Raw genomic sequence first — 6771 nt, forward strand, 5'->3', positions numbered from 1 at the left:
AAGATGTAATACCACCAGCAACAGCGGCTTTACTTTCGGAAGCAATATCGCCTTTGTGAGTTAATCCTGGTTCACGAAAATGCACTTGGTCATCAATAGCTCCAGGAATTAAAAAACTTCCTTCGGCATCAATGATTTTACAATTGGCCAATTTCGGGCTAATAGTTTGGGCGATTTCAACTATATATTCATTTTCAATCAACACATCGCCTTCAATTATTTTTCCTTCGTTTACTATCTTGGCATTCTTTATTAAAACCGTATTCATTTTTTTCTTTATAATCTGTTTAAAAACTTTCTAAATCTCAAAGAGATAACTCCAAATATTGCTTCTTTTATAATAGAACCACTCATTTTAGACTGTCCTTTTGTTCTATCCGTAAAGATTACTGGTACTTCTTGAATGTCAAAATTTTTAGCAAAAGCTCTGTACTTCATTTCTATTTGAAAGGCATAGCCAATAAATTTAATACTATCTAAATTTATTTTCTCCAAAACATCTCTGCGGTAGCAAATAAATCCTGCTGTAGCATCCATAATTTTCATGCCAGTTATCATTCTCACATAAACCGAAGCAAAATAGGATAATAAAACCCTACTTAATGGCCAATTTACAACATTTACTCCAGTTACATATCGTGAACCTATGGATAAATCGGCGCCGTTGTTTTTACAAGATTCATACAACAATAGTAAATCTTTTGGATTATGCGAAAAATCGGCATCCATCTCGAAAATAAAATCATAGTGTTGTTTCAAAGCCCATTTAAATCCATGAACATATGCTGATCCTAAACCAGCTTTCTTGGCGCGTTTGGTCAAAAACAAGTTACCGTAGAATTCATTTTGTAATTCGATGACTTTTTCAGCTGTTTTATCTGGAGAATTATCATCAACAATCAAAATATGAAACGGCTTGTCCAATGAAAACACAGCGCGAATAATGCCTTCAATATTTTCAATCTCATTATAGGTTGGAATAATTACTAGACCGTCAATCATAAAAAACTAAAGTAAATTTGACCCAAAATTAATCTTTTTATTAAAGTAGTATCTTAATAATTTTATAATAATTTAAGAAATAAAAAATTAGTAATTTTGGCAGAATTATGTTAGAAACTGTTTTACAGCCAAGAGTTTTAGAATCTAAAGATTGGGCAACTTATCTTTTTATACTTTCTTTTGTATTTATTGCAATTGCTAGAAGCACCTTTGAAACAAGATTCAAAGACTTTCTCAGGATTTTAGTTTCTGATAAATACATTAAAATTTATAAAGATTCTTCTCATTTGATGAGTGGGTTTACCATACTCTTGTTTGTAGTTCAAATTATTTCATTTTCATTTTTTATACAATTATTACTTCATCAGCTGGGTTATGTTTCTAAAACCGACAGTGTTATATTCGCTCGTATTTTTACCTTTTTTGGGATATTTGTGCTTTCAAAATTTTTGATTGAAAAAATTATAGCCGCTATATTTAACATTGATGAATTTGCAGAAGAATTTAATTTGCAAAAAGTAAGTTATCGAACTTTTATTGGCATAATTCTATTACCAGTAAACATATACCTGTTTTACAACAATAATCCATCAAATATTTTAATTTTTTGCATAATCGGTGTGATATTGATAATTAATTTGTTTTCATACATGATTTCGTTGAAGATTTATCAAAATTTATTTATAGGTAAAGTGTTTTATTTTATTTTGTATCTTTGCGCACTTGAAATAGCACCGTACTATTTTATATATTATTTGATTACAAAAAATTTAGCGCATTAAAATGTCAAATTTGAAAGTAAAAACAATTTTGGTGTCACAACCAGAGCCAAAGGTAGAAAACTCACCTTATTTTGAATTACAACAAAAACATAAGGTAAAAGTTGACTTCCGCTCATTTATACATGTAGAAGGAGTTAATGCAAAAGATATAAGAGCTCAAAAAATTGACCTCAATAACTTTTCAGCAATTATTTTGACGAGCAGAAATTCTGTTGACCATTTTTTTAGAGTGGCCGAAGAAATGCGTTATAAAGTTCCCGAAGACTTAAAATATTTTTGTCAATCAGAAGCGATTGCTTTTTATTTACAGAAGTATGTAGTTTATAGAAAACGTAAAATATATGTGGGTCAAAAGGATTTTGTTGATTTATCCCCATTAATAAAAAAATACAAAGAGGAGAAATTCTTGTTGCCTGCTTCAGATCAATTGAATTATGACGTGCCTCAAACCCTGAATAATTTGAAAGTTGACTGGATACAAGCTACTTTTTACAAAACGGTCATGAGTGATTTGTCTGATTTAGCAGATGTTTATTATGATGTTTTGGCTTTTTTTAGTCCAACAGGAATTAAATCGTTATTCAAAAACTTCCCTGACTTTCAACAAAACAATACCCGAATTGCCGTTTTTGGGAGCACTACACAAAAAGAAGCATTAGAACACGGTTTACGTATTGATATTTTGGCTCCAACTCCGGAAACTCCTTCAATGACAATGGCATTGGAACGATATATTGCCGACGCTAATAAGGGGAAGTAAAATACTTTTATAAATAAAAAAGCCATTCACAAGTAAAATGAATGGCTTATTCCTTTGGTTTAGGTTTGTATGTTATAATTGTGGGCCAGCTTTTACTAAGCTTTTGCCTTCTATATTGTCTGAATATTGTTCAAAATTTTGTATAAATCGCGATGCTAAATCTGCTGCTTTCTCATTCCAATGCGAAACATTTTCATAAGTAGCTCTTGGGTCTAAGATTGCCGAATCTACATCATGTAAAGCTGTGGGCACTTCGAAATTGAAAACTGGAATAAATTTAGTTGGGGCTTTTTCAATAGAACCATCAAGAATAGCATCAATAATAGCTCTTGTATCTTTTATAGAAATACGTTTTCCTGTTCCGTTCCAACCTGTGTTGACCATATATGCTTTTGCTTGGTGTTGTTCCATTTTTTTTACCAATTCTTCTCCATATTTTGTTGGGTGTAATGATAAAAATGCTTTTCCAAAACACGCTGAAAAAGTTGGGGTTGGTTCCGTTACGCCACGTTCTGTTCCTGCTAATTTTGCCGTAAATCCTGAAAGGAAATAATATTTAGTTTGTTCTGGAGTTAATTTTGAAACCGGTGGCATTACGCCAAAAGCATCCGCCGTTAAGAAAATAACTTTGGTTGCGTGACCCGCTTTTGAAACTGGTTTTACAATATTATGAATGTGATTAATAGGATAAGAAACTCTGGTGTTTTGTGTAACCGAACCGTCTTTAAAATCAATCTTACCGTTAGAGTCAACAGTTACGTTTTCTAATAAAGCATCTTTTTTAATGGCACCATAAATGTCTGGTTCATTTTCAGCACTTAAATCGATTGTTTTGGCATAACAGCCACCCTCAAAATTGAAAACGCCTTCATCGTCCCAACCGTGTTCATCGTCACCTATTAATTCACGCTTTGGGTCAGTTGACAAAGTCGTTTTTCCAGTTCCAGAAAGTCCAAAGAAAACTGCCACATCACCATCAGTTCCTTTATTGGCAGAACAATGCATTGAAGCAATTCCTTGTAATGGCAAATAGTAGTTCATCATGGCAAACATTCCTTTTTTCATTTCGCCACCATACCAAGTACCCCCTATAATTTGAACTTTTTCAGTTAAATTAAATGCAATATATACTTCTGAATTTAATCCGTGAGCTGCATAGTCTTTGAAAGAAGTTTTAGAACCATTCATTACAATAAAATCGGGTTCTCCAAAATTTTCCAATTCAACTTCCGTTGGACGAATAAACATATTGGTCACAAAATGCGCTTGCCAAGCAACTTCCATAATGAAGCGAACTTTCAATCTCGTGTTTTCATTGGCACCACAAAAAGCATCAACTACATATAATTTTTTGCCTGTAAGTTGATTGACAGTATTTTCTTTTAAAGCATTCCAAGTGTTTTGAGAAATGGGCTTATTATCATTAACTGCTTTTTCTGAATTCCACCAAATGGTATTTTCAGTAATGCTATCTTTAACAATGTATTTATCTTTTGGAGAGCGACCAGTAAAAACCCCTGTCATCACATTCACTGCGCCAAGTTCGGTTAGTTGCCCTTTTTCATACCCTTCTAAATTCGGATTTAGTTCGTCATTATATAATTTTTCAAAGGAAGGATTGTGGATAATTTCGTTAACATTTTTAATTCCGTATTTTTCTAACGAAATCGATTTCGTAATTTGAGCGTAGTTCTCCATGAAAATTAGTTTGTATTGTTTTATTAATCAGGTCACAAAGGTAAAAATTATATTTTAGAAACTATTTTTTTCTCAAAATATTATCTTTTTTCTTCAAAATATTCCAAATTAAAAGTCCCCAAGCCACTATTAACAAAGTTCCACCGATGGGAGTTATAATTCCTATTGATTTAAAATTGACGCCAGAAATCGATTTTGTTGCCAACAAGTAGATTGAACCTGAGAAGAAAATTACTCCAAAAATGACTAATCGAAAGATTGTTTTCTTTTTATTCTCTTCAAGAAACGAATTCATACCTACAAATAACAAAAAAAGTGCATGATACATTTGATATTTTACACCCGTTTCAAAAGTATTTAACTCTTCTAATGTTAAATATTTTTTCAAAGCATGAGCGCCAAAGGCACCCAAAATTATTGCCAACATTCCCATCAAAGCTGCAGTACTAATTATTTTTCTTTCCATTTTTTTTTGAATTGAATACTAAAGCCCAAATTTATTCGTTATTTTATTAATGGTGAAGGAATTTCACGTTTCTTTTGACCCTAAATTTCGGGACGAACCATTTTAAAAATTTTATATTTGCATCTTTAATTTTCAATCATGAAGAAAATATATATTTTACTTACAGCAGTTTTTGTTTTAAGTTCTTTTGCTTCTATAAACGGTCAAACCATTAAATCTGGCGAAAAACTGGTTTTTGCTGGGTCTTATAACATGAGTGGTTTAATGACGCAATTGGCACAAGTTACTATGAGTACTGAAACGGTTTCTACTGCCAAAAATTCTTATTTGCATTTAAGTTGTGAATTGTCGACCTACACCAAATGGGATTCGTTTTTCAAGATTAGAGATATTTATGAATCCTATGTAAACCCATCAAATTTTAAACCAAGTTTATACAAAAGAAATATCGATGAAGGTGGTTATACCAAAAAAGAAAAATATGTTTTCAAAGGAAATACGGTGACTAGTACAACCAAAAGAAGAAATAAACCCGAAACTCAGAAAACAGTCACTATTGGTGCTTCAACACAAGATGTGATTTCGCTTTTTTACAAAGTTAGAACCATGGATTTTTCTAAATTCAAAGAAGGACAAACAGTTTCCTTGATGATTATTTTTGACGAAAAGCAAGTTCCTGTAACCTTGAAATATATGGGTAAAGAAACCATCAATGCTGGGAATTTAGGCAAAAAAGAATGTTTCAAAATTTCTATCGGTGCCAAAACAGATGCTTTGAGAGGAAAAGATAAAAACTTGATTTGGCTTACTGCTGATGCTAAAAAAATTCCAACGTTATTAAAATTTAACATTCCTGTTGGATCTGGGCAATTGACTTTAACCTCAGCAACTGGAATTTAAACTTTAACAATCATGAGAAAACTAATCACTGTTATAGCAATCATTTTTACCGTTGTAGCCATTATTTTTTCAGTTTTACCAATGGATACAATGGCATTCTTGCCTATAGGTTTAGCATTAGTGCTTTCTTTATTACTTTTGAAAAAATCAGAAGCAGCGCAGAAAATGATTCCGAAAGCTTTACTTTTTGTTTGTGCATTATGTTCTGTATTTGTTCTTGGAAAAACACTTTTTATAAAAGATGAAGTTGAAGTTGACCAAAAATTTGAACAACAAAAAATGGAAACCAAACAAGAAGCCAAAAAAGAACTTGAAGAAATAGAAGGTTTAGAATAATTCATATCAAAAGCTCATCCAATAAGATGTGCTTTTTTGTTACAATCAAATTCATACATTTGTTCCCAACAACAAACAAACGCATGAGAACTATTTTAATCATTGGTGCTGGTCGTTCGGCATCCTCACTGATACACTATCTTTTAAACAAATCGGTACAGGAAAATCTTCACCTCACAATTGGCGATTTATCTCAGGAATTAGCCCAACGCAAAACAAATAATCATCCCAATGCTACCGCAATTGCCTTGGACATTAATAATATTTCACAACGCCAAACCGAAATTCAAAAAGCGGATATCGTAATTTCGATGTTGCCAGCTCACATGCACATTGAGGTTGCTAAAGATTGCGTAACTTTTAGGAAAAACATGGTTACGGCTTCCTATGTTTCGGATGCCATGCAAAATTTGGATACCGAAGTGAAAGCTAATGGCTTAGTTTTTATGAACGAAATCGGACTAGATCCAGGCATTGACCACATGAGTGCCATGAAAGTGATTCACGAAATTGAAGAAAAAGGCGGCAAGATGATTTTATTTGAATCGTTTTGTGGTGGATTAGTAGCTCCCGAAAGTGATACCAACCTTTGGAATTATAAATTCACTTGGGCGCCTAGAAATGTTGTCCTCGCCGGTCAAGGCGGAGCCGCTAAATTTATTCAAGAAGGCAAATACAAATACATTCCCTATCATAAATTATTCCGTAGAACAGAGTTTCTAGAAGTAGAAGGTTATGGTAAATTTGAAGCGTATGGCAATCGCGATTCGTTGAAATACAGAAGCGTTTATGGATTAGACAATATCTTAACTTTATACCGAGGAACC

The 6771-nt window shown here is 32.6% G+C and carries 8 protein-coding genes and 1 pseudogene; 5 read left to right on the top strand and 4 right to left on the bottom strand.

Annotated features, from left to right (window positions below; genetic code table 11):
- Positions 1 to 268 (bottom strand): annotated as a pseudogene (locus tag ACK5ON_RS09530) (dihydroorotase); the annotation flags it as partial.
- An 8-nt stretch (positions 269 to 276) separates the two neighbouring features.
- The gene (locus tag ACK5ON_RS09535; RefSeq protein ID WP_409821959.1) at positions 277 to 1002 is read right to left on the bottom strand and encodes a polyprenol monophosphomannose synthase; all 726 of its coding nucleotides are present in this window, start codon (positions 1000 to 1002) and stop codon (positions 277 to 279) included.
- A 107-nt stretch (positions 1003 to 1109) separates the two neighbouring features.
- Between ACK5ON_RS09535 and ACK5ON_RS09540 the strand changes: the two genes are divergently transcribed.
- Positions 1110 to 1784, top strand: coding sequence for a DUF4271 domain-containing protein (locus ACK5ON_RS09540; protein WP_396173522.1), 675 nt, complete (start codon positions 1110 to 1112; stop codon positions 1782 to 1784).
- Between the two features lie 10 nt (positions 1785 to 1794).
- A complete protein-coding gene (locus ACK5ON_RS09545) occupies positions 1795 to 2544 on the top strand; it encodes a uroporphyrinogen-III synthase (protein ID WP_396173587.1) in 750 nt (249 codons plus the stop codon).
- Positions 2545 to 2616: 72 nt separating this feature from the next.
- Here ACK5ON_RS09545 and pckA read toward each other — a convergent pair whose 3' ends face one another.
- Both pckA and ACK5ON_RS09555 read right to left on the bottom strand, forming a co-directional pair.
- Positions 2617 to 4242, bottom strand: coding sequence for a phosphoenolpyruvate carboxykinase (ATP) (gene pckA / locus ACK5ON_RS09550; RefSeq protein ID WP_409821961.1), 1626 nt, complete (start codon positions 4240 to 4242; stop codon positions 2617 to 2619).
- A gap of 61 nt (positions 4243 to 4303) precedes the next feature.
- Entirely contained in the window at positions 4304 to 4708 is a 405-nt protein-coding gene (locus ACK5ON_RS09555) for a DUF423 domain-containing protein (protein ID WP_396173507.1), read from the bottom strand.
- 138 nt (positions 4709 to 4846) lie between these two features.
- Between ACK5ON_RS09555 and ACK5ON_RS09560 the strand changes: the two genes are divergently transcribed.
- The 3 genes from ACK5ON_RS09560 to ACK5ON_RS09570 all read left to right on the top strand — a co-directional run.
- Complete coding sequence (locus tag ACK5ON_RS09560; RefSeq protein WP_396173505.1) at positions 4847 to 5608, top strand: DUF3108 domain-containing protein; 762 nt, start codon at positions 4847 to 4849, stop codon at positions 5606 to 5608.
- A gap of 12 nt (positions 5609 to 5620) precedes the next feature.
- Positions 5621 to 5944 (top strand): hypothetical protein, encoded by a 324-nt coding sequence (locus ACK5ON_RS09565; protein WP_396173502.1) that lies wholly within the window; start codon positions 5621 to 5623, stop codon positions 5942 to 5944.
- A gap of 83 nt (positions 5945 to 6027) precedes the next feature.
- On the top strand, positions 6028 to 6771 hold a 744-nt coding region (locus tag ACK5ON_RS09570), incomplete at its 3' end, for a saccharopine dehydrogenase C-terminal domain-containing protein (protein WP_409821964.1).

Source organism: Flavobacterium sp., assembly GCF_046317795.1.
Classification (GTDB): domain Bacteria; phylum Bacteroidota; class Bacteroidia; order Flavobacteriales; family Flavobacteriaceae; genus Flavobacterium.

Excerpts from the sequence above, each read along its gene's own strand:
- ACK5ON_RS09535 (WP_409821959.1), bottom strand. The coding sequence starts at position 1,002 with ATGATTGACGGTCTAGTAATTATTCCAACCTATAATGAGATTGAAAAT.
- ACK5ON_RS09540 (WP_396173522.1), top strand. The coding sequence starts at position 1,110 with ATGTTAGAAACTGTTTTACAGCCAAGAGTTTTAGAATCTAAAGATTGG.
- pckA (WP_409821961.1), bottom strand. The coding sequence starts at position 4,242 with ATGGAGAACTACGCTCAAATTACGAAATCGATTTCGTTAGAAAAATAC.
- ACK5ON_RS09555 (WP_396173507.1), bottom strand. The coding sequence starts at position 4,708 with ATGGAAAGAAAAATAATTAGTACTGCAGCTTTGATGGGAATGTTGGCA.
- ACK5ON_RS09560 (WP_396173505.1), top strand. The coding sequence starts at position 4,847 with ATGAAGAAAATATATATTTTACTTACAGCAGTTTTTGTTTTAAGTTCT.
- ACK5ON_RS09565 (WP_396173502.1), top strand. The coding sequence starts at position 5,621 with ATGAGAAAACTAATCACTGTTATAGCAATCATTTTTACCGTTGTAGCC.